The following is a 24221-nucleotide window of genomic DNA, read 5'->3' as shown; positions in this document are numbered from 1 at the left end:
TTATTTTGTCTGCTATTTTAATGATGAGCACTTTTTTTGTAGTAAACATTAAGCCAGCGCTAGGGCTTAATGCCAGTCAGTTAACACTGACTGGCTTTTTTTTATACGGATATTTAGATGGTTTCTTTTTCACACATCGTGGAAAGCTGCGCTCATGACGCCTTGTCGGTAACTGAAATAGCGTCAGCGTTTCTAATAAATGCTCATAGTGTTTTGGTAAATTTCCCGGACTTGTCAGTGGGATAGTTAACAGAAATACGTTGATATGCCTTGAACAATGAGAAAAACTCAGTTGATTTGGCCATACTTCCAGTAACTCTGCCGCCTCACGCATGGCTATTCTTATAATATTGTAGGCAATTAGTAACCCCCACAATTCTTGCCTTATCATATCCGGCCTTTTTGAGCGTAGGATATAGTTTGAGTGCAGCATCGTTTGTTTTATTTCTCGATATCCTATTTCTATTTCCCAGCGATGCATGTACAAATCAGCTATTTCTTTTGATGGGTAACGCATTACATCAAGCATTGATGTAAGAATCTGATACTGCTTATTATTATGCGTGTAGGTAAGCAGCCGAGCTTCTATAAACTCTGGCAAGTCAGTAAACTTTTTTCGCGCTTGTGGCGATGTTTTAAGACGCACTAACTGGTCATTTTTACTCATTTTCTTTATGGTATCATCCAGTGTCTTTCAGTCCCTGCTTGATGCCAACGATGCAAAAGCCCTAATGAATAATAACCGCGATCAAATAAGGTTAATGAGTTATCCGGTGTGCCTTCAATGAGTTCTTCAGCGAGTGTCATCTCCCCTTGATGCTGCCCGTTAAAAGCACAATTAATGAGTTGATGACTCGTTAGCTCCATGTGGCATACCATCCGAATTTGCGGATAGGTATTTTCACCATACTGGGTTGAGCCACATCCAAATACGTCTTTATTCTCTGGCGTATCATGTGTACGAAAGACAACCCCATCAACAGCTAATAGATTTAAGCCACAAAATGTATCAAAGTGGGCATGATTATAATGCCGTGACGCCATCATCTTGAAGACCTGCTCGACAGCACCTTCACCTAAGCGTTGTCTCGCTTGAACCATGGCACTAGGGGCAACTAGTTTCCCTTTACCTGGTAAGGCGATGTCCATTTTAGAGGCTATATCCCAAACAGATTCATGACGAAATAAACTCATACCAATCACAGACCAAACGACAGCGTCGAGTGGTAAACGACGTTTACGAACGGTGGCGACCCCCGATTTTTCAAAAGCTTGGTTAAGTAATTCGGGATCTAATATGCCAGATAAGTTATCAAGCGCTGTAAATTCCTCGGCAGATGAGAAAGTGGTCGAAAGAGCTGTTTGAATATCCATAAAAAATCCGTAATTAGCGAAACTAATTACGGATTATTCACGATCATTTAGATCGGTCAACCGATCAATTAACCTTAACTGATCGGCATTAAGCGCTAGGGCTGGCTTAATGTTTAATAAAATAGCTTAAGTGGCTATTAACCGCTAATAAAAGGAAAGCTTAAATACAGCTGTATAATGAGTGCGTTGGTAATATCAATGAAGAATGCGCCCACTAAAGGTACTACTAAAAATGCCTGTGGTGAGGGGCCGTAACGAGATACTAAAGATTCCATATTTGCTACTGCGGTAGGGGTTGCGCCTAAACCAAAACCACAATGACCGCCCGCTATTATTGCGGCGTTGTAGTTTTTACCCATTACTCTAAAAGTAATAAAGTAGGCAAACAGCATGAGCATAACGGCTTGTACCAATATCATAAATATCATTGGGCCGGCTAAACTTAGCAGCTCCCATATTTTTAACGACATTAAAGCCATGGCTAAAAACATCGACAGTGCCATAGTGCCCCATAAGTCTATACAGGCGCGGCTTACCTTATAAATTTTAGAAAATTCAGTAAGGTTAGTAATAAAAACACCAAATAATAATGGGATTAAAAATGCTGGTAAAATAACGTCAATCGCTTTTAAAGCGTCGTAGCCCATACGGCCTAAGTACATACATAATAAAATAACAAACAAGGTTTCCATCATTTTACGCGGTGTTACTAGGTCGTGATCATCAGGGTCGAAGGTTACAGTGTCATCGCGCTCTTCGTGATATGAGGTATCTGCTTTTAAGTTATATTTATTAATGAGGCGTCTGCTTACTGGGCCGCCAACTAAGCCACCAAGAATAAGCCCGAGCGTAGCGGCTGCCATTGCCAGTTCAAATACGCTACTTTGCATGCCATATTCATTAATAAATAAATCAGCGTACGTAGCACCACTACCATGGCCACCAGAGAGTGTTACAGAGCCGCCAATTAAGCCCATTAAAGGCTCCATACCGGTTGCTACCGCAATAGATATACCTAAGGCATTTTGTACCAATAAATAAATTGTTGCGATGCCCAAAAACAGCGCGACTTTAGGACCGCCTTTAATTAATAAACTAAAACTCGCACCCAAACCAACAGTGGTAAAAAACATGGTCATTAATGGGGTTTTAAAGGTCATATCGAATTGAAAGTTAATATCAAAGTAAACGTGCAGAATGGCCGCAATAATAGAAAAGGCAATACCACCCACAACGGGTTCAGGAATGTTGTTGTCTTTAAGAAAAGCAATTTTGCTATTGAGATAATAGCCTGCAAAAAGTATTAACAAAGAAACTAACAAGGTTTCTATAATAGAAATTTCAATATTCATAAGCGCATTTAACCTTTTTAATACGGTATATTTTTGTTTGCACATGAACCAAAGTTTGACTGTGAAGAGGTAATCAACAGATTAGCAGTTCAAAACTTTAGAGCGCCATAAGCAAAAGCAGTACCTTGCAACTTAGCAAATCATTTATAAAAAACAGGCAAAGTTTAATTTTGAGGGCAGGAGCTTAGCATATACCGGTTACCAATCAAGATGCATATTTTAAGTTTGTATACTATTTTGCAGCAAACACAGTCATAAAGTAGTTCTTATTCATTAGATTTTGTGTGATTGTATTTTTTTACAACAAGCAAAGTTGGGTGTAATTGTTAAAAGTTGAATAGATAAAGGGACAGTTCATTTTTATTAGTTACGCGTTTTGGCTAATTTATAGCGGGCTATTAACTTTAAAGTTGAATCTACAATAAATTGTTGTAAGCATATTTTTAACTTAATGCTGAGCCTTAATGTGCACGCGGCTTTTACACAATACTTATATTTTGTGAGCGCAATTTAAACTATGCGTGTTATACCTAATGGTTATACAAAATCACTAAAATAAGCCTCAATATAAGGTGTTATTCACCCTAGAGCATAAATATGGATTTATTGGCTACAGAGTTTGTTACTCCCTGTATAGCACTGTTACTTATTGTACTTGCAGGCTTTACATCGTTTGTATCTGCCGCGTTTGGTGCCGGTGGCGGGCTGATGTTATTAGTTGTTATGGCATCAATTATGCCAATGGCGGTCGTGGTGCCAGTGCATGGCTTGGTACAATTAGGATCGAATGCAAACAGACTAGTGTTGAGTATTAAGCACATAGATAAAAGTATGTTTATTTACTTTACGCTTGGCGGGTTGCTTGGCGCTGGCATCTCTAGCACTGTAGTTAATGATATTCAGTTAGATGGTATGAAGTTGGCGGTTGCGGTATTTGTGGTTTATTTATTGTGGGGTAAAACGCCTAAATTTAAAAACGACTCAAGGTTGGGGCGTTTAGTTGCGGGTTTAATAACGGCATTTATTTCTATGTTTGTTGGCGCAAGTGGGCCGCTAGTAGCGAGTTATTTGCATATTAATAATTACGACAAATTAAAGTTCACTGCAACGTTTTCTAGCATTATGACCCTACAGCATGTGTTAAAGGCGTTTGTTTATACTGTTATTGGGTTTAGCTTTTGGCAATGGTTGCCATTGGTGATAGGTATGATTGCCAGTGGTGCGCTAGGCACTTGGTTAGGTATTTATTTACTTAAACGCATGCCTACAGCACGTTTTAAAGCTATTTTTAAGGTTATATTAACACTTATGGCTTGCCAATTAGCTTGGCAAGGCATAAGTGAAATATTGTTATAGGCGGATTATTTTACCGCAGCTTTAATAGGGCTATCGCCATCAAAAAGCTCAAAAATGCAACTGCTATTACATTGGTTTTGCGCAATGTTAAATAAAACATGAGCAACGTTTTCTCTGCTTATTTTTGCATTTGAACGATCACTTGGTCGTGTTGTGCTAATAAGCATTGATGCAGTCTCGTTGGTTAATGCACCCGGTCGTAAAATAGTATAACTAAGGCCGCTATTTATTAGGTATCTGTCTGCCATATGTTTAGCTACTAGGTAAGGTTTCAGATCACTTTGAATTGCATCAGGATCGTCAGCACCTAACGAGCTCACCATAATAAAGTGTTTAACACCGTGCTCTTTTGAAAAGTTAATGGCCTTAGTGGCAGCCCACAGATCAATTAATAAGGTTTTATCAGCACCTGTACCACCACCTGAGCCAGCAACAAATATAACTTGCTCACAGTCTTTTACTACGTCACTAAAATCGCTTTCTAAATCTTGTTCGATAATAGTTAAATGTACGCTATTTAAATCACTTAGTTTATTTTTATTGCGCACTAAAGCGATTACATTATGCTCATGCTGGAGTAATAACTCGGTAGTCATTTTACCAATTTGCCCGCTAGCGCCAATAATTAAGGTTTTACTCATCATTAACTCCTAAATTTGTTTGCTATTTCAGCTTACAGTAGATCGTGACCCGTTGGTATACCTTTCAAGTATAGCTAACTGATTAAATTTTATTACGAATTAAATCACGCACTATAAAACGAGCTGGGTGAATAGCTTGGCTTACACGCTCGCTGAGCGGGCGCGGCTCGTTGCTTAAACTGCTAATTAAGTGTTCACTGCAAAGTGGCGCACTGCATAAAGCACGTGCACCAAAGCCGGTGAAAATATGTAGCCCTTGTTGTTTTTTACTCAGGGCTTGGTACTGATAGCGTTTACCTAAACGTAAATTAGCAAAGGCAGTTAGGTAATCGCTTTGCTCTGCCCACTCTCCCGCCATAGGTAAGTGATCAATAAAGCTACAGCGCACTGCGGCTTTTGCCGCGGTTATATTGCCTAAGCTAGTTGCAAAGTGACAGTGGCCGTAAAAGTTGAGTAATTGCTCGCGATTTGTAAGGTTGTCTTGCTCAGTGATTTGTCGGCTTTTAGTGTTTTTTTCAAACGTTGCGCCCATGCAATGATGATCTAAATAAGCGGGTGTAAAATAGCCTTTATGGCACAACACCGTTTTTAGTTTTTTTGACTGCTCACTTGCCTGCACATGCGATACTTGTCCGCGCACGCCAACGATGGGCAATGCTTTGGTTTGTGCAAATGCATCGCTGTGCTCACCTGCGCATATAATAACATCGCTAAAGGGGCCAAACTGTTTGCCGTTACTAAATAGTAGCCAGCCGTTGCTGGTTTTTTCTAATTGTTCTATAGGGCAGTTAAAAGTACTTTTATAAGGCGACAAACAATGGGCGGCGCTCAACATAGCATTAACTAGTTGTGGTGGGTTTACCCAGCCACCTTGTTCAAAATATACGCCAGAATAACCAGTAGTAACTCCGGCTATAGTATCTCCTTGCTCTGCGGTTACGTTACGCATTAATGTTTGTGGCCATAATTGCTGTTGGGCTAAATTTTCATGGCGATCAGCGAGTGGCTGTTTTACTGCATGCTGCAATACACCACACCAGCTATGATCAAAACTAAAACCATCATTGAGTAACTGTTTATAAAGCCGTTTGGCATATAAAAAGCTATGCGCAAATAACTCGCTGTGTGGAGAGTTTTTTGCTTGTAAATGTGGGTATACCGCCCCTTGCACGTTGTGCGATGCACCCATAGCGGGTGCTGCATCTTGGCAAAATAATTGGCTGCTAATACCTCGCTTAGCTAGGCTGTATAAAATACAGCTGCTGGCAATACCACCACCAATTACCGCCACATTACTAAGCGGGCTAACATCGTGATTAAAGTAGCTTGGCGCCGATTGCGTATCGTTAGTGTGTTTTAATGTGCCAATTAGCATGCTGCGTTTGTGCGCGAACCCTTTAACTTTTTGCATGGTAAAGCCTGCATCGCTTAACCCACGGCGAACAAAGCCAGCAGCGGTAAAGGTAGCAAGGGTGGCTCCTACTTTTGAAATGTTAACCATGGCATTAAACAGGCTTTGTTGCCACATGTCAGGGTTTTTACTCGGTGCAAAACCATCTAAAAACCAAGCATCTACTATGCCTGAGCGCGGATAGCTCATTGTTTTAATTGATTCCAGTGCATCACCAAAATATAGGTCGAGCACGATTGTCCCATTATTAAACTCAAGCCGATGGCAGCCTTCTAAATTAATGGGATACTGGCTGATAAGCTGCTCACTTAATAAATTAAGTTCAGGCCATGCTGTTAATATTTTGCTTAAGTCGCTTACACTTAATGGGTGTTTTTCAAAGGCAATAAAGTGTAGTCGTTTTACACCATAGTTTAGTTGTTTTTGAACTTGTTGGCGTGCAAGGTGGTCAGTAAAGTGCTGGCATGTATTTAAAAAGTTAAGGCCAGTGCCAAAACCGGTTTCGGCTATAACAAAATGTGCTTGGTCATGACTTTGTAACCGTGTGTCTATATTGTTTTGCTGATAAAACACATAATAAGATTCAGCTAAGCCATTATCGTCAGAATAATAAATATCATCGAAGTCATTGGCAACAGGCGTGCCTTGGTGGTTAAAGTGAATGTTGGCGTTTTTTATCATGACCCATTTAATTTTAGAGATGAAATTTTTTAATTATTTTACGTGTTTTCTTTGAAATAGTCTGGCGTTATTTATAAGCTAGCAGTTCAGAGTACAAGTGTACGCTAGAAAGCTGACCACTTAGGTGATTAAATTCGCGTAAAATAGAACGCAATTAAGTATTAAGCTAAGGGAATTACCCATGAGAAGAGCCGTAATTACAGGTATCGGTGTTGTATCAAGTATTGGTAACAACAAAGAAGAAGTATTAGAATCGTTAAAAACAGGCCGTAGTGGCATTGCGTTTAACCAAGAATTTGCCGATTACAAGCTACGTAGCAACGTGTCGGGTAAAATTGATATTGACGTTAAAGAACATGTTGACCGCAAAGCAATGCGCTTTATGGGTGATGCTGCTGCCTATTCTTATATTTCAATGACGCAAGCGATTGCAGACTCAGGTTTATCTGACGAGCAAGTGTCAAACGAGCGCACGGGTATTATAGTTGGTTCTGGTGGTGGTTCATCTAAATGGCAAGTAGAAGCGGCTGATATTTTACGCGAAAAAGGCGTAAAACGTGTAGGTCCTTATATGGTGCCACGTACTATGGCAAGCACCACGTCTGCATGTTTAGCAACACCGTTTAAAATTAAAGGTGTTAATTACTCTATTAGTTCTGCATGTGCTACATCAGCGCATTGTATTGGTAATGCAGTAGAACAAATTCAACTTGGCAAGCAAGATGTTGTTTTTGCTGGTGGTGGTGAAGAGCTGCACTGGACTTTAGCAATGGAATTTGACGCTATGGGCGCACTTTCTACTAAGTACAACGAAACACCAGAAAAAGCATCGCGCACGTACGATGCAAACCGCGATGGTTTTGTTATATCTGGCGGTGGCGGTATTGTTGTGGTTGAAGAGCTTGAACATGCTCTTGCACGTGGCGCGCATATTTACGCAGAAATAGTTGGCTATGGTGCAACGTCTGATGGTTACGACATGGTTGCTCCTTCGGGCGAAGGTGCTGCACGCTGTATGCGCCAAGCTATGCAAGACGTAGAAAGTATTGATTATTTAAATACGCATGGCACATCTACTCCAGTAGGCGATGTAAAAGAACTTGGCGCGATTCAAGACGTATTTGGTGGGAATTCACCAATGATCAGCGCAACTAAAGCAATGACAGGCCATGCCTTAGGTGCGGCGGGTGTTCACGAAGCTATTTTCTCTCTATTAATGCTAGAGCATGGCTTTGTTGCACCATCAATTAATATTGATGAGCTAGACGAGCAAGCTGCAGGCCTTGATATTGTGACTGAACGTCGTGATGTTGAGTTAAATACTGTAATGTCGAACAGCTTTGGCTTTGGTGGTACAAATGCCACTTTAGTTATGAGTAAATATAAAGGTTAATTAGTTTCTTACTAAATACCTAAAGCCGAGCATAGCTCGGCTTTTTAGTTTGTGCAAAGCCTAGGTTGTTCGTTACAATAGCGACCCTTAATTGCCAAACGGACTCTGTATGAAAATTCTTGCCGATCAGAATATGCCTTTAGTTGAGCAGTACTTTGCAGACATTGGTGACGTTGAGCGTTTTGATGGGCGACAATTAACAGCCGATCAACTAATAGACGTAGATGTGCTGCTTACTCGCTCAGTCACTCTGGTTAATAATGAGCTTTTAGCACACGCTAATAAATTAGGCTTTGTTGGCACCGCAACAATTGGTGTTGATCATATTGATACGCAATTATTAAATGATAAAAATATTGCCTTTAGTAGCGCGCCAGGCTGCAACGCAATTGCGGTAGCCGAGTATGTAATAAGCAGTTTATATGCATTAAGCCAAGAGAATGCCCGCCCACTTAAGAATCAAACAATAGGTATAGTTGGCGTTGGCAGTATTGGCAGTTGTTTGGCGCAAAAATTACAAGCGCTGAATTTAACCGTACTTTTATGTGATCCAATAAAACATGCGCAAGGCTTATTAAACGAGCACGTAGCACTTGATCAATTACTCGCGCAGTCAGATATTGTAACTTTTCATGTTCCTCTTATAAAAAGTGGCGAGCATAAAACGCTACATATGATGGATAAAGCCAGATTAAAAGCGCTTAAACCCGGGCTTACGTTAATTAATGCAAGCCGTGGTGATGTGATTGACAATCAAGCATTACTAGAGGTGATGCAAGCGGGTGCCGATTTAGATTTAGTGCTTGATGTATGGGAAAACGAACCCACTATTTTAACTGAGTTACTGGAGCATGTGCGCTATGCAAGCGTTCACATTGCAGGGCATACCCTTGAAGGGAAAGCCCGTGGTACACAAATATTGTATCAAAAGTTTTGTGAACTCAAAGGGATAGAAGCAACAAAGTCGCTCGATGAATTTTTACCCGTGCCTGCAATTACTCAAGCTACATTAGGACAAAGTTTTAATGAAGCTGATATTGCGCGTTTGGTGCATTTAATTTACGACGTACGCCGTGATGACGGTATTTTACTGCGTGATTTAGCGAATAACGGTTTTGATAGTTTACGTAAAAACTACCCTGTAAGACGAGAATTTAGCACTTTAACAATACAAGGTGATAGCTCGCAGCTAGCCGCTTTAGCCCAGCTTGGGTTTACTGTTGCAAACTAATTTAACTAGCGATGTTGTTTTAATATCGCTTAAAGAGGAATAAATATGTCGCAAAAATATAACGTTGTGGTACTTGGTGCTACCGGTTTAGTTGGTCGTCAAATCATTGAAACATTAGCAGATCGTAAATTTCCAGTGGATCAACTTTTTTTACTTGCTAGCAGCCGCAGCGCAGGCGAAGACATTAAGTTTTGTGGTGAGACCATTGAAGTACTTGATGTTGAAGGCTTTGACTTTAGCCAAGCGCACATAGGTTTCTTCTCTGCTGGTGGTGGTGTGTCAGAGCAGTACGCGCCAATTGCTGCAGATGCTGGTTGTGTAGTAATCGACAACACCTCATTTTTTAGAAATGATTTTGAAGTCCCTTTAATCGTACCTGAAGTTAACGCAGCAAGCTTAGCCGATTTTAGAAATCGCAACATAATTGCCAACCCTAACTGTTCAACTATTCAGATGATGTTGGCACTAAAACCAATATACGACGCTTACGGAATTGACCGTATTAATGTATCAACATATCAAGCAGTGTCGGGCGCAGGTAAAAAAGCGGTTGATGAGTTAGCAAAGCAAACCGCTAACTTAATGAATGCTCGCCCAGTTGACAGCGATGTGTTTCCTAAGCAAATTGCGTTTAACGTGATCCCACAAATAGATGCATTTGAAGATAACGGCTACACCCGTGAAGAAATGAAAATGGTTAACGAAACGCATAAAATATTAGGCGATACTACCATTGCAGTAAACCCAACGTGTGTAAGAGTACCGGTATTTTTTGGTCATTCAGAGTCAATCAATATAGAAACACGTATGCCATATGACCTTGAGCACGTAAAACAATTATTAAACGACGCGCCAGGTGTTGAGCTTATTGACGACGCGGGCGATTACCCAACAGCGGTATCTGATGCCAGTGGTAATGACACTGTTTACATTGGTCGTTTACGCGCCGACATTTCACACCCACATGGTTTAAATATGTGGGTTGTAAGTGATAATACCCGCAAAGGTGCAGCAACCAATAGCATACAAATTGCAGAAGAGCTTATTGCTAACTACATGTAATTATTTATAGCTTTAAAGCAAAAAAAGCGGTAAACATTATTTGTTTGCCGCTTTTTATTTATATGGCTGTCAATTAATTGCCGCATATAATTTAAAAGCGTATAAAGATGTTGATATAACAGATTAAAATATTTTCAATTATAAATTTAAGGTATTTATTTTCAAAGTGTTGCGATGGATATTAGTGGCTAACTGGTTTATAGTTTGTAACTGGAATAGAGCTTGCAATAAAAATAGATTGTAATAAAAAATGTGAGTCAGCCATTTGGTTGATAACGGCAAGAATAATCAATGTTTATGCGTCCATTTTGTGGCGCTACGTTAACATTTAAACATTAAAGGATCAGCATGCGCGGTTTAGCTTCACTTATTATATTGGCGTCTGCATTGATAGTCACTTCTGTTTACTCTCAAGACAGTACCCAACTAAAGGGGCCTAAAGGCGTTGACTATGGTGTGCAAGGACGAGCAATAGGGCCAATAAAACCGACCGATACACTCTGGCGTATTGCTGTTAAAGTTCGTCCTGACAATTCTGTAAGCATTTATCAAGTTATGCAGGCCTTGTATAACAAAAATCCAAATTCATTTTTAGAACAAAACCTTAACCACATGCAAAGTGGTGCCTATTTAAACATACCCACCTTAGCTGAAATAAAAAGTGTTAGCTCTGATCTGGCAAGACTACGCTCAGAACAAGACGACAAGTTATGGGAAAAAAAGAAAAACGGCACGCTAACGCAAAGCGAAATTAATACAGCTCAAACCAAAGTAACGCAAGCGCGTAAAGTTGACGTAGACGAAGCTAAAAAAGAATTACAAAAAGAACTAAATGACATAAAAACGGATCAAAGTAATAGATTAGTTGAGCTGCAACAGCAATTTAAAAGTTCGGTCAATAATGTTGAAGAAATATTAGTAGAGAATAACAAGCTTAAAAAACAACTCACAGGTATTTCGCAAGAACTAAAAAACTTACGCGAGCAACTAGGCCAAGACAGCGAAATACAGCTGCAACTTAAAGAATTAATAGTCAAACAAAATGAAATAATAGCGCAACAAAAAACCAAAGACGCCAAACAAGATGCCGAATTTGACTTAGGGGCCTTGCTATCTAATCCGTTGGTTTTAATTTTGTTAATGACTATACCTGCATTATTAATTATTTTTGCTGTTGTAATGTTGTTACGTAAACGTGCAAATAACACCGAACAAAATAACCAAGATGATGATGAGTTTTTACCGCAAACTCCCGTTTATAGCAGTGACGACAGCGATGATGTTGTAAGTGCAGCTAGCCACGACGATCCTATTATTCCTGATCCGTTGGATGATTTAAGTGTTCAATTAGATGACGATATTTCGGATGACGTGCTGTTAGATGACGGTATTTCAGATGACGTGCTGTTAGATGACGATGTAGCGTTTGACGACTCATTAGATGATAGCAATTTATTAGATCAAGATGAGTTAGAAAGCTTATTGAGTGATGACATCATTTTTGATGATGAAGACGGCCAAGACGATGATGAACTCGATATTTTTATGCAGCAAGGCTTTGATGAGCCTGCAGATAGCAGCTTAGAGGACACTATTGATTTAGACTTAAACACATCACAAAACAGTGATGATATTTTAAGTGCCGATGATTTAGATAGCTTATTTGATGAAGACGATAGCTTACCAGAAATTGAATCGAGTGATAGCGACAAGGTAGCACCAGAGAGTGAGGATGCACACGATGAAATATCTGCCTTTAGCGAGGAGTTAGCAAGTGAAGATGACGATTTTGATATTGATGATTTATTAGAATCAGAGCAACCATTAATACCAAACAATACAGAAGAGTTGGTAGAGGAAAACGACGACTTTGATTTAGATGATATCGACAGCTTAATTGACGAAGCAAACGAGCAGGATGATGATCTGCCTGAAGAGCAAAGTAGCGTTACAGAGCTCGTAGAAGAGAATGACGACTTTGATTTAGACGATATCGATAGCTTAATTGACGAAGCAAACGAGCAGGGCGATGATCTGCTTGAAGAGCAAAGCAGCGTTACAGAGCTCGTAGAAGAGAACGACGACTTTGATTTAGACGACATCGACAGCTTAATTGATGAAGCAAACGAGCAGGGCGATGAGCTGCTTGAAGAGCAAAGCAGCGTTACAGAGCTCGTAGAAGAGAACGACGACTTTGATTTAGACGATATCGACAGCTTAATTGATGAAGCAAACGAGCAGGGCGATGAGCTGCTTGAAGAACAAAGCAGCGCGACAGAATTAGTTGAAGAAAATGATGATGTTGATATTGACGACATCGACAGCTTAATCGACAAAGTTAGTGAACAAAGCGATGAAGAGCAGCCTGAAACAGCGCTTGAAGAGCAAAATAATACAACTGAGTTAGTAGAAGAAACAGATGACTCTGACTTAGATGAAATTGACGATATCGATAGCTTAATCGATGAAGTAAGCGAACAGAATGATGATCTGCTAGAAGAACGAAGCAGCGCGACAGAATTAGTTGAAGAAAATGATGATGTTGATATTGACGACATCGAAAGCTTAATCGACGAAGTCAGTGAACAAAACGATGAAGAGCAGCCTGAAACACCGCTTGAAGAGCAAAAAAATACAGCTGAGTTAGTAGAAGAAGCCGATGACTTTGACTTAGATGATATTGACGACATCGATAGTTTAATTGATGAAGCAAGCGAGCAGGGCGATGAAGAGCAGCCTGAAACACCGCTTGAAGAGCAAAATAATACAGCTGAGTTAGCAGAAAAAGCCGATGACTTCGACTTAGATGATATTGACGACATCGATAGCTTAATCGACGAAGTTAGTGAACAAAGCGATGAAGAGCAGGCTGAGGCACCGCTTGAAGAGCAAAATAATACAGCTGAGTTAGTAGAAGAAACAGATGACTTCGACTTAGATGATATTGACGACATCGATAGCTTAATCGACGAAGTTAGTGAGCAAGGCGATGAATCTGTTGAATCTTCATTAAGTGAAAATACAGAGTCAGCACTTGAACCAGAGCTTGCAGTAGAAGAGCAAGACGATTTTGGCGACTCAATTATAGAGGATTACTCAGATACATCGCAGACGTTACTCGATCCTGAAGATGCACTTGAAGAATATAATGATGATAATTTAAAAAGTGTTGATGAGCTTTTAAATGAGCTACAACAAGCATCCGATGATGAAGAGTATGTAGAACCCCCAGAGTGGTCGGTTGATGATTTAAATGATGTAACAGAAGCTGAATTAGGTGATGATCCTCTGGGTATTGAAAACGATGAATCTGAATTATTAGCAGATGAGTCAGTGCCTGAAGGAGCGGCTGAGGTAGCAGCGCCAAGCGAAGAGCTTGATGCAGACGAATACCCTGAGCTTGATCTGAATGACGATGCAATACTAGCAGCAGATGAGCAGCAAGCGTTTACCCCGCAAGAGCTACAAGGCGATAACCTAGATGGTGACGCTAAAGGCATGGCCTCGAGTCAAGCTGAACAAGATCTTGCAAACTCGCTACTAGCAGGTGGTAATTTAGATAGTTTAGAAGATGACTTTGACGATGAACTATTAATTGAAAACGATTTTTCAGAGCTCGATAGTGAACAGCAAAATGAAGATGAATTATTACCAATAACCTCACCAGAGGTTGATGCAAGTAATTCGCTTGAGCAGCAATTAAATGATGACGTTAGTGATGATTTACTTAACGAAGTAGACGATATTCAAGTTGAGCAGTTAAATGAAGAGTTAGATGCGAAGTTAATTGATGAGCAAACAAATGTAGACCGTGAAGCGGCATTAATGCCAACAGAGTTACCGCATAACGATGAAGTTGCATCGGATGATGAACTTGATGACGAGTTTATGGCCGATTTAACTCAGACAGACTTTGATGCATTATTAAATGAATTAGCCGATGCTGATGAGCTAGATATTGCAGACAGTAGTGAGTTTGACGTTGATTTTAATAACTTACTAAATGATGAGTTAGATGCTGATGAATCAGCTTTAGCGCCGCCACAGCCAGTTGTTAACAGCGACACTATTGAGCAAACTAGCAAAGATGAATTTGTAGATATTGATGCATTATTAGAGCAAAGTGACGACGCAGATACAGAGCACGAACCTTACGATGATGTGAATATGGACGTAGGGTTAGGTGATTTTGACTCATTACTGGCCGGCGATAACCCAACAGATGTTGATGCTGAAAGTGGCGGTTATTCTGCTAAATTAGACTTAGCCCGCGCTTATATCGAAATAGATGATTTTGACTCAGCGCTTAAGGTTATCGAAGACGTTATAAATAAAGGCCCTAAAGAAGTTCAACAAGAAGCGCTTAGTTTAAAAGCTAAACTTAAATAAAATAAAGAGTATTAATTTAAAGCCCGTAATTTTCACTCATTACGGGCTTTTTTAATCGGGATAGGTTTGATTATAGCGCAGCTGCTTTTATTGCATCGCTAGATAGCATAAAATGCCCCGTTCATTAGCACAGTAGGTAAAGCAGTAATTATGCGAGTAGCACTTGGAGTTGAGTACAACGGCGCACGCTATAGTGGTTGGCAACGACAATCACACGTAAATAGCGTACAACAAGAAGTAGAAACAGCATTATCGCGTATTTGTAATCATCCGGTTGCAATTGTATGCGCAGGGCGTACCGATGCCGGTGTGCATGGTACCGGGCAAGTTGTACACTTTGATACAGATGCACCGCGCGATATGGTGGCATTTACTTTAGGCATGAATACATTGCTGCCAAAAGATATTGCTATTCGTTTTGCTCAGCCAGTGGCAGATGACTTTCATGCTCGTTTTAGTGCAACAGCACGCCGTTATCGTTATGTTATTTATAATAATCCACTTCGTGGCGCGGTATTAAACGAAGGTGTTACGCACTTTCATCACACGCTTGATGAAACAAAAATGCAAGAAGCGTGTCAGTATTTAATTGGTAAATACGACTTTACGTCGTTCCGTGCTATTCACTGCCAAGCAAATACTGCTATTAGAACAATTCAGCATTTATCGGTACAGCGCCAAGGCAGTTACGTTATTATAGATATTAAAGCCAATGCTTTTTTACATCATATGGTACGTAATATAACGGGTTGTTTAATGGATATAGGCTTACACAAACAACAACCTGTTTGGCTAAAAGAATTACTAGATTTAAAAGAGCGAGCAAAGGCAAGTGCAACCGCTAAAGCTGCCGGTTTATACCTGGTAGACGTTGATTACCCTGAACAATTTAACATACCTAAAACGCCATTAGGGCCTTTGTTTTTACCAGATATTAGTATTTAATTTGGTGGTTTTTAACTGCTTAACCTCAACTCTGGTTAAGAAATTTACTAACGTATTATCCAGAGTTCAGGTTATTTACCTAAGCGCTGGCAACTACTAAGACCAGTTTTTGATACCGTGTTAGTGTAATTCATGTTTTAATTGAGAAAATTTGTTTGCATGATAAGCATGCAAGCTCGCGACACAGAACAGCATTAAGAGAGTTGCAAATGAGTTGGCTAGAAAAAATCTTACCTAAAACGACAAAAGCATCAGGTCGTAAAGAAATTCCAGAAGGTGTTTGGGCTAAGTGTACATCGTGTGATTCTATTTTGTATAAAGCCGAATTAGAAAAAGCATTAAATGTATGTCCTAAGTGCGATCATCACATGCGTATTAGTGGGCGTAAGCGCCTAGAGTATTTTTTAGATGAAGGTGACCGTGTAGAACTTGGTACACAGCACGAACCTAAAGATGTACTTAAATTTAGAGACTCAAAAAAATATTCTGACCGTATTACAGCGGCGCAAAAATCAAGTGGTGAAAAAGACGCGCTTGTGGCAATGAAGGGACATTTAAAAGGTATTCCTGTAGCTGCTGTAGCATTTGAATTCTCATTTATGGGCGGTTCAATGGCATCGGTAGTAGGTGCACGTTTTGTTGACGCTGTTGATCAATGCTTAGAGCATAACATGCCACTTATTTGTTTTTCGGCATCTGGCGGCGCACGTATGCAAGAAGCACTTATTTCATTAATGCAAATGGCCAAAACCAGTGCTGCGCTTGCTAAAATGACAGAAAAAGGCTTACCATTTATTTCAGTTATGACTGATCCAACAATGGGCGGTGTTTCTGCATCGCTTGCTATGTTGGGCGACATTAACGTAGGCGAGCCAAAAGCATTAATTGGTTTTGCAGGGCCGCGTGTTATTGAGCAGACAGTGCGTGAAACACTCCCAGAAGGTTTTCAGCGCAGTGAATTCTTGCTTGAACACGGTGCAATAGACATGATTATTGACCGTCGTGAAATGCGCGATACATTGGCACGCATTTTGGCTAAGTTTATGAACTTGCCTTCTACTGAGCAAGAGCATAGAGTAGCGTAAATTTAAGCTTTATTGATCTCACGCTATGACAAAAACAATTCCTAGCCAATCATCAAGCCTTGATGATTGGCTTTTTTATTTAGAAAGTGTTCACCCTGCAAATATTGCAATGGGGCTAGAACGCGTTGCCAGTGTTGCTAATAACATTGGGCTATTAAATACCTCAAGTAAAATTATTTTGATTGCCGGTACCAATGGTAAAGGCACCACAGCACGCTGCCTAGAGTCGTTACTTTTAGCGCAAGGCCTTAGCGTAGGTACGTATGCTTCACCACATTTAACGCACTATAACGAACGTGTACGGGTAAATGGGCAAGAGCTTAGCGACCAGTATCATGTTGATGCCTTTCATTTACTAGAACAAGGGCGCAGAGATACCGCACTCACTTATTTTGAATATGGCACCTTAGGTGCGCTGGCTATTTTTAAGCGCTGTGAGGTTGACTACGTACTCTTAGAGGTAGGTTTAGGCGGGCGTTATGACGCCACTAATATTGTTACGCCTTTTGCGAGTGTTATTACTACTATCGATTTAGATCACAAAGAATACTTAGGTGATACGCGCGAACTCGTTGCTTATGACAAAGCGGGTATTTTTCGTGAAAATACGCCGGCTATTATTGGCGATTTAAATATTCCCCATACCATGACTGATTATGGCGATGAAATAAATGCCAAGATGGTTTTATCAGGCAGTGACTTTATATTTAAAGAGCACGCAGATACCTTTAGCTGGCAATATCAACAGTACAACCTTGAGTTAGCTAAACCAGCAATTCCTAGTCAAAATGCAGCAACCGCACTAACCACGCTAAGTGTGTTAAATTTACTCCCGAGTGAGTCGGTGATCAAAGCCTGTTTAGCTAATCTGGTTGTGGAAGGGCGTTTTGAGCAGTTAAGCGAGCAACCTTTGGTATATACCGATGTAGCGCATAATCCTGAATCGGCTCGATATTTAGCAAGTAAATTACTAAGCTACAAAGATAAAGGCTTTAAAATTCATGCATTAGTCGCTATGCTTGCTGATAAAGATAAAGCAGGTGTGCTCAAGGAAGTAAGCCATTTAGTTGATCAATGGTCGTTAGCGAGTTTAAATGGCCCACGTGGTGATAGCGCTAGCAACTTACAAAATGCGCTACAAAGCATACCGCATAATGATATTAAGCATAGTTATAATAGCGTAGCAGCAGCACTCGATGTAATTTTGCCAACACAACAAAACGACACTGTTTTGATTGTTTTTGGTTCATTTTTTACTGTTGCTGGCGCTATTAATTACTTTAAAAAATAGAGAGAATATCGGTGAACTCAAGTTTTATAAATCGCTTAGTCGGAACAAGTATCGTGGTAATCGCAGCAATTGTGTTTATACCTAACATACTTGATGGTGAAAAAGTGCACTATAAAGAAGGCTTTAAAGCGATTCCAGAACGCTCTGAGTTCAAAACAATCGATCTGCAGCAAGAAATTGATGAAAACGTAGCCGGGACAGACTCGCTGCAACAAGATGAGATAGAAGATATTCAAGCTGATGATATCGCTTTTGAACAACAAGCTAATATTGCTCAAAGTGACTATGAATCAGAAGCTAAAGTGGTAGAGGCGGTAATAGCGCCTAAAGCTCAACCACAAGCAGCTGCGCCGGTACAATCAATCAAGCCACGCCAAAACAATGAGAACCTAACCAGCATGGCTTATGTCATTCAATTAGGTAGTTTTTCTCATGCGGCAAACGTAAAAGCGCTGCAAGCAAAGCTACAAGCTAAAGGGTTTAAAACCTTTACTAAGCCAGTAAAAACGCCAAACGGTACATTAACTAAAGTATTTGTTGGCCCATCGCTTAATAAAAATGAGCTACAAAAGCAATTACCAGCACTTAAAGAGCTAACTAAGCTCAATGGTAAAATAACGCAATTTGAAGTAACCAAGTAACGTGTTACACCTAGCCTTGTGTAGCAAGGTTAGGTGTTTTTATTAGTCGTATAACACTTCTCATTTGTTGGTCAAAACTATTTTAATTAAGGTTAAAATTTACTGTTTTGGGCAACCAGTTATCTCCCGCTTAAACTTGCATATTAACGATGTTTAGGTATAGAATGCGCCCCAAATTAGCGACTAATTGGTTCTTATGATCTGGGTTGATTACGCCATTCTTGGCATTATTGCACTATCTACCGTCATCGGTTTAATACGCGGCTTTGTTAAAGAAGCTATGTCATTAGCCGTATGGGCTGGCGCTTTTATCATCTCTAGCTTGTTCTATCAATATTTAGCTTCCTTCCTAACTACCATTTCTGAACCCCTTTTAAGAAATGCAGCGGCCATAGCCATATTATTCTTTGTGACGCTATTGTTGGGCGGTTTACTAAACTACATTTTAGGTGAATTAGTACAACGTACTGGTTTATCAGGCACCGACCGTGTTTTTGGCATAGTTTTTGGTGCTCTTCGAGGCGTGTTGGTCGTGAGCGCGTTACTCTTCTTTCTTGATGCTTTCACAGGTGCGCCTAGTACGCATTGGTGGGGCAACTCTATTTTGATTCCGGAATTTGGCTTTGTTGTTGAATGGTTTTTTTCATACCTTGAAAACAACTCAAGCTTTTTAAATTCAGTAAACCGTTAATCGGCGAGGATAAATTACATGTGTGGTATCGTTGGAATAGTCGGAACATCGCCAGTTAATCAGGCGATTTATGATGGCTTAACTGTTTTGCAGCATCGCGGCCAAGACGCCGCGGGTATTATTACCATTGACAACAATACGTTTAGCTTACGCAAAGCAAATGGTCTAGTGAGAGATGTATTTCACACTCGCCATATGAAACGATTGCAGGGAACAATTGGCATAGGCCATGTTCGTTATCCAACAGCTGGCTCGTCAAGCTCATCAGAAGCGCAGCCATTTTATGTAAACTCTCCTTTTGGTATTGCATTAGCACATAATGGCAACCTAACGAATGCAGAAGAGTTAAAAGAGCAATTGTTTTCAGAAGCACGACGCCATGTAAACACCACCTCTGACTCAGAAATATTACTTAATATTCTTGCGCATGAGTTAAGCAAATCAAACAAGTTACAGCTTGGCGCAGAAGATATTTTTACCGCTATTACCGAAGTAAATAACAAAGTGAATGGCGGTTATGCTGCTATCGCAATGATTATTGGTCACGGTGTGGTGGCGTTTCGTGACCCTAACGGTATTCGTCCATTGGTATTTGGTAAGCGCGAAAGCGCAAAAGGCACCGAGTACATGTTTGCTTCAGAAAGTGTTGCACTAAAACAAGATGGTTTTGAATTTATTCGTGACGTAGCACCCGGTGAAGCTATTTATGTAACCGAAAACGGTGAATTTCACTCGTTAAGCTGTGCAGATAAAGTATCTTATTCACCATGTATTTTTGAGTTTGTTTATTTTGCTCGCCCCGATTCAACCATTGACCGTATGTCTGTTTATGCAGCACGGGTAAATATGGGAACTAAATTGGGTGAAAAAATAGCACGTGAGTGGGCCGATAAAGACATTGATGTGGTTATTCCTATTCCTGAAACATCGTGTGATATTGCGCTCGAGATAGCCCGCGTTCTTGATTTACCTTACCGCCAAGGTTTTGTTAAAAACCGTTATATTGGTCGCACATTTATTATGCCAGGCCAAGAGTTACGTAAAAAATCAGTGCGTCAAAAGTTAAATGCCATAGATCGTGAGTTTAAAGGCAAAAACGTATTACTGGTTGATGACTCAATTGTGCGTGGTACTACTTCAGCGCAAATAGTTGAAATGGCAAGAGAGTCGGGTGCGAAAAATGTTTATTTTGCATCAGCCGCTCCTGAAATACGTTTTCCTAATGTGTACGGTATTGATATGCCATCTGCGGCTGAGCTTATTGCTCATGGCCGTGAAGTGGAAGATATTAATGCAAGTATTGGTTCTGACGGTTTGATTTTTCAATCATTAAAAGATTTGATTGCTGCGGTTGGCAAAGAAAACCCTGAAATCACTAAATTTGAAACATCAGTGTTCGATGGCCAATATATAACTGGCGACATTGATCAAGATTACTTAAATCGTATTGATAAAATGCGTAATGACTCTGCAAAAAGTACTCGCGAAAATGCGATGTCTTCAGGGTTAGAAATTCATAATCAAGATGAAAACGAATCAGACTAATCGTTAAAAATACTTAAATAAAAAAAGGAGCTAATTAGCTAACACCACTCGTTTAAGAACGAGTGGTGTTTTTTCGTTTATACCTAACCGGATATTTTTGTGTCTTTGCGAGCACCGCTCGCGGATAAGCTTTTCGCTTTCTTTTCTCCGGTAATATTAGCCGTTTCCCGTTTTCACGTAGTTCTTTCAGCTTTTTAGGGATTGTCCCGGGGCTTCGACCTGAGCACCATAAAAACTCGTCTTGTATCAGGTATAATGCGTTTATGAAACTGATGCGTAATGGCTCCACTTTATGGGCTTTAGCCATCTCTGCCATTTCAAGCCTCACGATATTGTATGACGTCAGAATACCCCATAGTTCTTGATAAATACCTTCCTGTTTCAGGCTCCGTAGCGCTGGTTTACTAGATAATTGATATTGCTTGAGCTCACCATATCCTCGCTCTATTTCCCACCTTTGCCAATAAACACCGAGTAGCGCTTTTAGCGGGTATTTTTCTGGACAGACGCATGAGGTGATGAACCCTTTTATTTCACCTTTAGGTGTTGGAATTTGAATAAGTCTTGCTTGCCATGTATCACCTAGGTAAGGGGCTGATTTTTTAGCTTGTGGCGAAATAGGCATTGTTATTAAGTGGTCATACTCACTAAATGATCCCGTTATTTCATAGCGCATTTTGCTTTTAATGGGCGTAAGCCAATGATGATTTTCGCTAACACCTTGCCAGCTCGTGAATAGTTCAGCCGAAAAGAAACCTCTATCAAATAGGGTCAATGAATGTTCAGGTGCTGAGCCAACAAGCTGTTGAGCATAATGAATTTCACTTTGAGTGATAGGGCCAAACGCTGCATCGGATATTAAATGCGTTCTTGTCGACATCAAGGTCACAGCAAGTACTGAGGGAAAGTTAGTTGTCGATTGAGCATATCCAAAGTGACGGTTACTCGGGGTATCTTGGGTTTTAAATTGTGTACCGTCAACGCTTAGTAGCTTTAAACCACAGACGTCATCAAACGTTTGCGACTGCTCCCACTGCGTTGCTGTATGTTTAAAAAGGTGCTTCATAGGCGCAGCGCCTAGCTTTTCTTTCCCTTTTATAATACTGCTGGTCGCCAATGGTGGAAGCTCTCCTTTAGCGTCAGGAAAAGCGAGCTCTAGTTTGTCACAGACTTCAGATATTGAGCGGTTTCTTAATAAACCAATTCCTAACACAAGCCAAGCGGCTTGCTCGGCGGGGAAGCCTCGTTTGCGTACTGATGCTCTTCCTGTTTGGGTAACAGCTTCTTCAATCCACTCAAGGGGAATGTGCTTAGTGAACGAATCAATATCACGATCTTGGCAAAACTCAGTAGTAAGGTGTAATTCTTTAATAAATTCAGACATAAAAATAGGCCACAACTTCTGTTGTAGCCTATTATGAAGCCTCTGAAAGATCGTTCAATTAGCTTAAACGATCTGCATTAGCTAATTAGCTCCTTTTTTTGTGCAGCAAAAGCACAAATACTTTTACTCCAACGCGGTGTAATACTTATGTAAACATGGGGCTCACTATCCCATTTGTCCATAGCATAGCGGTAACTGCTAAAATAATAACCAGTAAGATTAAGCCACAAGTTACTACAGAGCTTGCGTAAATAAAGCCTCGCTCTTCTGGTATATGCATTAATATTGGCACACCGGTATAAAGTAAATACACCGAGTAAGCCAAAGCAACCATGCCTACGCACACCACAAACCATAAGTGCGGTAAAAAAGCAGCTAGTGCCGACATAAACACCGGCGTTGCAGTATAGGCTGCTAGTTCGAGAGCTTGAGTGAAAGTGGGCTGTGCTCCAAATGTTACTCCCATCCAATGGGCTAAATAAGCCAAAGCAAATATACCTGCAATTAGCGCCACATACATTGCAATTGCAATAAGTAGTGCACTGTCATGGGTTAAAAATACGGGGTTTCCTGTACCTATGCTCCATCCTAAATATACCGATGAATAGTACCCCATAACCGAAGGAAACAGCGCAATCAGCAAAATATGCGAGAGGCTATAAGTTAGGCTTTCATGGCGGTTATCAATTGTTTGCCATTCTTCAAGTGGGTGAGCGTAAAGCCCCCATAGGTGATTTAGTATCATAGTGTTTACTCCATAAAAGTAACTTATTAGTTTTTTACTGTTTTATTTTTATACAGTCACTATACAGTTATGGTTCACTTGCATTACAAAGTCAAGGTAACATTGTATTAACATTTTGTAATTGTAAATGATACCCATGTAAAAGTAGGCCGTGGTGATCTTTTAAAAAGGTTTCATGGTAAAATCGTTATTAAGTTTATAGCTATACTGAGATATGCAAAAAGTGTCTACGCAACAATTATTAGCGCCAATTTTAAGTTTTTTAAAATGCGAAACCCCACAGCAGTGGGTTGATGAAGCGATAAAAAAAGAAAATCTATCAATTATATTAATCGACCATTTGATATGTGAGTTAAAGGCGGCGCAATCGGCGATGTTTTTAATTCGTAAGTATGCGGTGGATAAAGAAAGTAGCGACGCTCTACTTGAGTGGTTAAAACCGTTTGAAACATTAATTTATAAACGTGAAGGAAATTGGCGTGACTTAGCGGCTAAAAATAAGCTTACCAAGGCTATTATTCCTAAATCTAACTCGCCGTATGGGCAAGAGTTAATTGATAAAATGGTGATGCTAATAAAAGAAGAGTTACATCATTTTTATCAAGTATTAGAAATTATGGACGAGTACGATGTTGAATATAGAAGTATTACCCCGTGCCGTTATGCTAAAGGTATGCTGCGCAATGTAAAAACCTTTGAGCCTGATGCATTGGTCGACAAGCTTATAGTGGGTGCTTACATTGAGGCGCGATCGTGCGAGCGTTTTGCTAAGCTTGCTCCGCATGTGGATAAGCGTTTAGGTGACTTTTATATCTCGCTATTGCGCTCAGAAGCGCGCCATTATCAAGATTATTTAACGCTGGCTCAAGAAATTGCCGACTTTGATATTACCGAGCGAGTGCAGTTTTTTGCAGAAAAAGAACGTGAGCTCATTGCAACGCCCGATACCGACTTTAAATTTCATAGCGGTATTCCTGTATAAAAAACTAACCTTTTGTAGCACT

At 40.2% G+C, this 24221-nt stretch carries 17 protein-coding genes and 1 pseudogene; 12 read left to right on the top strand and 6 right to left on the bottom strand.

What is annotated here, in order from left to right; translation table 11 throughout:
- Positions 1-76: 76 nt before the first annotated feature.
- A pseudogene (locus tag PTRA_RS11165) lies at positions 77-1374 on the bottom strand (IS4 family transposase).
- A gap of 137 nt (positions 1375-1511) precedes the next feature.
- A complete protein-coding gene (gene gltS / locus PTRA_RS11160; RefSeq protein ID WP_058373820.1) occupies positions 1512-2726 on the bottom strand; it encodes a sodium/glutamate symporter in 1215 nt (404 codons plus the stop codon).
- 597 nt (positions 2727-3323) lie between these two features.
- Here gltS and PTRA_RS11155 point away from each other — a divergent pair.
- Positions 3324-4082 carry a sulfite exporter TauE/SafE family protein gene (locus tag PTRA_RS11155; protein ID WP_058373819.1) on the top strand — a complete coding sequence of 253 codons (759 nt, stop codon included), beginning with the start codon at positions 3324-3326 and terminating at the stop codon, positions 4080-4082.
- Positions 4083-4087: 5 nt separating this feature from the next.
- On the opposite strand, the gene PTRA_RS11150 is transcribed toward PTRA_RS11155, so the two are convergent.
- Both PTRA_RS11150 and mnmC read right to left on the bottom strand, forming a co-directional pair.
- On the bottom strand, positions 4088-4723 hold the full coding sequence (locus tag PTRA_RS11150; RefSeq protein ID WP_058373818.1) for an SDR family oxidoreductase: 636 nt from the start codon (positions 4721-4723) through the stop codon (positions 4088-4090).
- An 82-nt stretch (positions 4724-4805) separates the two neighbouring features.
- Positions 4806-6815 (bottom strand): bifunctional tRNA (5-methylaminomethyl-2-thiouridine)(34)-methyltransferase MnmC2/FAD-dependent 5-carboxymethylaminomethyl-2-thiouridine(34) oxidoreductase MnmC1, encoded by a 2010-nt coding sequence (gene mnmC, locus PTRA_RS11145; protein ID WP_058373817.1) that lies wholly within the window; start codon positions 6813-6815, stop codon positions 4806-4808.
- A gap of 181 nt (positions 6816-6996) precedes the next feature.
- On the opposite strand from mnmC, the gene fabB reads away from it, so the two are divergent.
- From fabB to purF, 10 genes are all read left to right on the top strand, one after another.
- Positions 6997-8208, top strand: coding sequence for a beta-ketoacyl-ACP synthase I (fabB, locus tag PTRA_RS11140; RefSeq protein WP_011328738.1), 1212 nt, complete (start codon positions 6997-6999; stop codon positions 8206-8208).
- A gap of 109 nt (positions 8209-8317) precedes the next feature.
- Complete coding sequence (locus PTRA_RS11135) at positions 8318-9439, top strand: 4-phosphoerythronate dehydrogenase (protein WP_058373816.1); 1122 nt, start codon at positions 8318-8320, stop codon at positions 9437-9439.
- 45 nt (positions 9440-9484) lie between these two features.
- Positions 9485-10501: an aspartate-semialdehyde dehydrogenase gene (locus PTRA_RS11130; protein ID WP_058373815.1), complete on the top strand. Its 1017-nt coding sequence runs from the start codon at positions 9485-9487 to the stop codon at positions 10499-10501.
- Positions 10502-10849: 348 nt separating this feature from the next.
- Entirely contained in the window at positions 10850-14890 is a 4041-nt protein-coding gene (locus PTRA_RS11125; RefSeq protein ID WP_058373814.1) for a FimV/HubP family polar landmark protein, read from the top strand.
- Positions 14891-15040: 150 nt separating this feature from the next.
- Complete coding sequence (gene truA, locus PTRA_RS11120; protein WP_011328733.1) at positions 15041-15835, top strand: tRNA pseudouridine(38-40) synthase TruA; 795 nt, start codon at positions 15041-15043, stop codon at positions 15833-15835.
- 209 nt (positions 15836-16044) lie between these two features.
- Positions 16045-16920, top strand: coding sequence for an acetyl-CoA carboxylase, carboxyltransferase subunit beta (gene accD / locus PTRA_RS11115; RefSeq protein WP_011328732.1), 876 nt, complete (start codon positions 16045-16047; stop codon positions 16918-16920).
- Positions 16921-16945: 25 nt separating this feature from the next.
- Positions 16946-18211 (top strand): bifunctional tetrahydrofolate synthase/dihydrofolate synthase, encoded by a 1266-nt coding sequence (folC, locus tag PTRA_RS11110; RefSeq protein WP_058373813.1) that lies wholly within the window; start codon positions 16946-16948, stop codon positions 18209-18211.
- A gap of 11 nt (positions 18212-18222) precedes the next feature.
- Positions 18223-18852 carry an SPOR domain-containing protein gene (locus PTRA_RS11105; RefSeq protein ID WP_058373812.1) on the top strand — a complete coding sequence of 210 codons (630 nt, stop codon included), beginning with the start codon at positions 18223-18225 and terminating at the stop codon, positions 18850-18852.
- Between the two features lie 196 nt (positions 18853-19048).
- Entirely contained in the window at positions 19049-19543 is a 495-nt protein-coding gene (locus PTRA_RS11100) for a CvpA family protein (RefSeq protein ID WP_058373811.1), read from the top strand.
- A gap of 18 nt (positions 19544-19561) precedes the next feature.
- Positions 19562-21088 (top strand): amidophosphoribosyltransferase, encoded by a 1527-nt coding sequence (gene purF / locus PTRA_RS11095; RefSeq protein ID WP_011328728.1) that lies wholly within the window; start codon positions 19562-19564, stop codon positions 21086-21088.
- A 52-nt stretch (positions 21089-21140) separates the two neighbouring features.
- On the opposite strand, the gene PTRA_RS11090 is transcribed toward purF, so the two are convergent.
- Together PTRA_RS11090 and PTRA_RS11085 are read right to left on the bottom strand one after the other, a co-directional pair.
- On the bottom strand, positions 21141-22472 hold the full coding sequence (locus PTRA_RS11090) for an IS4 family transposase (protein ID WP_058373810.1): 1332 nt from the start codon (positions 22470-22472) through the stop codon (positions 21141-21143).
- Positions 22473-22617: 145 nt separating this feature from the next.
- On the bottom strand, positions 22618-23217 hold the full coding sequence (locus PTRA_RS11085) for a Yip1 family protein (protein WP_058373809.1): 600 nt from the start codon (positions 23215-23217) through the stop codon (positions 22618-22620).
- Between the two features lie 223 nt (positions 23218-23440).
- Between PTRA_RS11085 and miaE the strand changes: the two genes are divergently transcribed.
- Positions 23441-24199 (top strand): tRNA isopentenyl-2-thiomethyl-A-37 hydroxylase MiaE, encoded by a 759-nt coding sequence (gene miaE / locus PTRA_RS11080; RefSeq protein WP_099046604.1) that lies wholly within the window; start codon positions 23441-23443, stop codon positions 24197-24199.
- The last annotated feature ends 22 nt before the right edge of the window (positions 24200-24221 follow it).

The sequence above is a fragment of the Pseudoalteromonas translucida KMM 520 genome, assembly GCF_001465295.1.
GTDB classification, from domain to species: domain Bacteria; phylum Pseudomonadota; class Gammaproteobacteria; order Enterobacterales; family Alteromonadaceae; genus Pseudoalteromonas; species Pseudoalteromonas translucida.
Note: the sequence above shows the minus strand (reverse complement) of the source record. Positions and strands in the feature narration are given on the sequence as shown.

What these genes read in the sequence shown, in the direction of transcription:
- gltS (WP_058373820.1), bottom strand. Translation starts at nt 2,726, where the DNA reads ATGAATATTGAAATTTCTATTATAGAAACCTTGTTAGTTTCTTTGTTA.
- PTRA_RS11155 (WP_058373819.1), top strand. Translation starts at nt 3,324, where the DNA reads ATGGATTTATTGGCTACAGAGTTTGTTACTCCCTGTATAGCACTGTTA.
- PTRA_RS11150 (WP_058373818.1), bottom strand. Translation starts at nt 4,723, where the DNA reads ATGAGTAAAACCTTAATTATTGGCGCTAGCGGGCAAATTGGTAAAATG.
- mnmC (WP_058373817.1), bottom strand. Translation starts at nt 6,815, where the DNA reads ATGATAAAAAACGCCAACATTCACTTTAACCACCAAGGCACGCCTGTT.
- fabB (WP_011328738.1), top strand. Translation starts at nt 6,997, where the DNA reads ATGAGAAGAGCCGTAATTACAGGTATCGGTGTTGTATCAAGTATTGGT.
- PTRA_RS11135 (WP_058373816.1), top strand. Translation starts at nt 8,318, where the DNA reads ATGAAAATTCTTGCCGATCAGAATATGCCTTTAGTTGAGCAGTACTTT.
- PTRA_RS11130 (WP_058373815.1), top strand. Translation starts at nt 9,485, where the DNA reads ATGTCGCAAAAATATAACGTTGTGGTACTTGGTGCTACCGGTTTAGTT.
- PTRA_RS11125 (WP_058373814.1), top strand. Translation starts at nt 10,850, where the DNA reads ATGCGCGGTTTAGCTTCACTTATTATATTGGCGTCTGCATTGATAGTC.
- truA (WP_011328733.1), top strand. Translation starts at nt 15,041, where the DNA reads ATGCGAGTAGCACTTGGAGTTGAGTACAACGGCGCACGCTATAGTGGT.
- accD (WP_011328732.1), top strand. Translation starts at nt 16,045, where the DNA reads ATGAGTTGGCTAGAAAAAATCTTACCTAAAACGACAAAAGCATCAGGT.
- folC (WP_058373813.1), top strand. Translation starts at nt 16,946, where the DNA reads ATGACAAAAACAATTCCTAGCCAATCATCAAGCCTTGATGATTGGCTT.
- PTRA_RS11100 (WP_058373811.1), top strand. Translation starts at nt 19,049, where the DNA reads ATGATCTGGGTTGATTACGCCATTCTTGGCATTATTGCACTATCTACC.
- purF (WP_011328728.1), top strand. Translation starts at nt 19,562, where the DNA reads ATGTGTGGTATCGTTGGAATAGTCGGAACATCGCCAGTTAATCAGGCG.
- PTRA_RS11090 (WP_058373810.1), bottom strand. Translation starts at nt 22,472, where the DNA reads ATGTCTGAATTTATTAAAGAATTACACCTTACTACTGAGTTTTGCCAA.
- PTRA_RS11085 (WP_058373809.1), bottom strand. Translation starts at nt 23,217, where the DNA reads ATGATACTAAATCACCTATGGGGGCTTTACGCTCACCCACTTGAAGAA.